Origin of the sequence: Falsiroseomonas oryzae (assembly GCF_027856955.1) — a bacterium.
GTDB classification, from domain to species: domain Bacteria; phylum Pseudomonadota; class Alphaproteobacteria; order Acetobacterales; family Acetobacteraceae; genus Falsiroseomonas; species Falsiroseomonas oryzae.
In genome coordinates this window covers 1-2,536 of sequence record NZ_JAPSMD010000611.1, presented here as the reverse complement: position 1 = coordinate 2,536, position 2,536 = coordinate 1, and the positions used below count along the sequence as shown (strand labels likewise).

General features: G+C 73.7%; 3 protein-coding genes. 1 reads left to right on the top strand and 2 read right to left on the bottom strand.

The window, feature by feature from the left end; translation table 11 throughout:
* Together OZN99_RS29595 and OZN99_RS29590 are read right to left on the bottom strand one after the other, a co-directional pair.
* Window positions 1-173, bottom strand: a 173-nt coding sequence (locus OZN99_RS29595; protein WP_270938800.1) for an SDR family NAD(P)-dependent oxidoreductase, incomplete at its 3' end; no start/stop codon positions are given.
* An 11-nt stretch (window positions 174-184) separates the two neighbouring features.
* A complete protein-coding gene (locus OZN99_RS29590; RefSeq protein ID WP_270938799.1) occupies window positions 185-946 on the bottom strand; it encodes an LOG family protein in 762 nt (253 codons plus the stop codon).
* 63 nt (window positions 947-1,009) lie between these two features.
* On the opposite strand from OZN99_RS29590, the gene OZN99_RS29585 reads away from it, so the two are divergent.
* A partial coding sequence (locus tag OZN99_RS29585) for an MBL fold metallo-hydrolase RNA specificity domain-containing protein (RefSeq protein WP_270938798.1) occupies window positions 1,010-2,536 on the top strand: 1,527 nt, incomplete at its 3' end.

Here is a 2,536-nt window from a genome sequence, read left to right as displayed (position 1 = left end):
GCCGCCTCGTCGGCGACGTCGGCAGCCACGTGGCGCGCCGCCAGGCCGGGCGGCGGCGCGGCGCGGTCAGCCACCACCACGCGCCAGCCCTCGCCCGCGAGCCTTGTCGCCGTCGCCAGCCCGATGCCCTTCGCCCCGCCCGTCACCAGCGCGACGCGTGCCGCTTCCGCCATGCCGTCCTCCTTCACGCCGCGACGCGAACGCCGGCGGCGTCCAGCAGATGCCAGGCGGCTTCCGCATCCGCGGCGAAGTGCAGAAGGCCGAGGTCGGCAGGCTCGATCATGCCGTTCTCCACCAGCGCGTCCCAGCGGATCAGGTCGCGCCAGTAGGCCTCGTCCACCAGCACCACGGGCACCGAGCCCATGCGGCCGGCCTGGCGCAGGGTGAGGATCTCGAACAGCTCGTCCAGCGTGCCGAAGCCGCCGGGGAAGACCACCAGCGCGCGGGCGCGCATCGCCAGGTGCAGCTTGCGGATGGCGAAGTAGTGGAACTGAAAGGTCAGCTCCGGCGTGGTGTAGGGGTTCGGCGCCTGTTCCTGCGGCAGGCGGATGTTGAAGCCGATCGCCGGCGCGCCGGCATCGTGCGCGCCGCGGGAGGCGGCCTCCATGATGCCGGGGCCGCCGCCGGTGGCGATCACGTTGTCGCGGATGCCGGCCACGGGATGCAGCGCGCCGCCGCGCTCCGACGCGATGCGGCCGAAGCGGCGCGCGGCGTCGTACCACGCGCCGTGCCGGCCCGGCCCGCCCTCCCGCACGCGGGAGCCGCCGAACACCACGATGGTGGAGCGCACGCCCCAGGCGCGCAGCGCCTCGTCGGCCTTCACGCATTCCACCTGCAGCCGCACGCCGCGCATGGCAGGGCTAAGCATGAAGTCGCGATCGAACAGCGCCAGGCGGTAGCTTGCGCCCTGCTGCGACGTCCGCCCGCCACGCGGCTGCTTCGCCATCCTGGCCCTCCCCCGCTGCCTCGCCCTATGCTGCCGCGAAGCGCGGCGACGCGGGAGGGCGGCATGTCGGTGGGGCTCAAGGTGTGCGGCGCGGCACGGACCGTCACCGGCCTGTCCCTGCTGTTCGAGGCGCCGCAGGCCCGCATCCTGGTGGATTGCGGCATGTTCCAGGGCCCGAAGACGCTGAAGGCCCTGAACTACGAGCCCTTCCCCTTCGAACCCGCCGGCATCGACGCCGTGCTGCTGACGCATGCGCATATCGACCATTCGGGCCTGCTGCCGAAGCTGGTGAAGGCAGGCTTCCGCGGCCGCATCCACGCCACCCCGGCCACGCGCGACCTCTGTTCCGTGATGCTTCCGGATTCCGGCGCCATCCAGGAAAGCGAGGTGGAGCAGCTGAACCGCCGCAACCGGCGCCGCGGCCGCGACCCGGTGGTGCCGATCTACACGGCCGAGGATGCGGAGCGCACCATGGTCGCTTTCCGCACCGTGGAGTACGGCCGCTGGATCGAGCCGGCGGCGGGCGTGCGGGCGCGCTGGTGGAATGCCGGGCACATGCTGGGCTCCGCCTCGATTGAGCTGGAATTCGCCGACGGGGAGCGGCCGCTGCGGGTGCTGGTCTCCGGCGACGTCGGACCCGACCTCGGCCCCATGCAGCGCGACCCGGAAGGGCCGACGCATGGCGCGGACCATGTGATCGTCGAGAGCACCTATGGCGACGAGGACCGGCCGCCGATCCATCCGGCGGAACGGCGCGCGGCGCTGGCGAAGCTGGTGGAGGCGGCGTCGCGCCAGGGCGGCGCGCTGCTCGTCCCGGTCTTCGCGGTGGAGCGCGCGCAGGAGGTGATGGCGGACCTCGTCGCGCTGATGCAGGCGAAGCAGGTGCCGGAGAGCGACATCTTCCTGGACAGCCCGCTGGCGCAGCGCGCGACCCGCGTGTTCGAGAAGCACGCGGCGCTGCTGGAGGAGGGGCCGGCGATCCGCGCCGCCCTGGCCGACCACCGCATCCATCACGTGGAGGATGCGCAGCAGAGCTTCCACCTGACACGCCAGGACGGCTTCCGCATCGTGCTGGCCGGCAGCGGCATGTGCGAGGCCGGGCGCATCCGCGGGCACCTGAAGGCGAAGCTCTGGGATGCGCGCACCGTCGTCGCGCTGGTCGGCTTCCAGGCCGCGGGCACGCTGGGGCGGCTGCTGCAGGACGGGGCCGACCGCGTGCGCATCCAGGGCGAGCCGATCCGCGTCGGTGCGCGCATCGCGATGGTCGAGGGCTATTCCGGCCATGCCGACGGGCCGGAGCTCGGCCGCTGGATCGCAGCGCGCGGGCCGATCTCCGGCGGCGTCTTCCTGGTGCATGGGGAGGAGGACGCGATCGAGGGCCTGGCGAAGCGCGTCGCTGGGCGCGGGATCGTGCCGGAGGACGCGATCATCCGCCCGGCGCTGGACGAGCGCTTCATCCTGTCGCCCGGCGTCGCGCCGCGGCGCGCCGAGGCGGTCGCGCAGCGCCGGCTGCGGCCGGAGACGGTCGGCCGGCCGGACTGGCACAACGCCCGCGCCGCGCTGCTGCTGGGCATCGAGGAGGCGCTGGAG

What these genes read in the sequence shown, in the direction of transcription:
- OZN99_RS29590 (WP_270938799.1), bottom strand. Translation starts at nt 946, where the DNA reads ATGGCGAAGCAGCCGCGTGGCGGGCGGACGTCGCAGCAGGGCGCAAGC.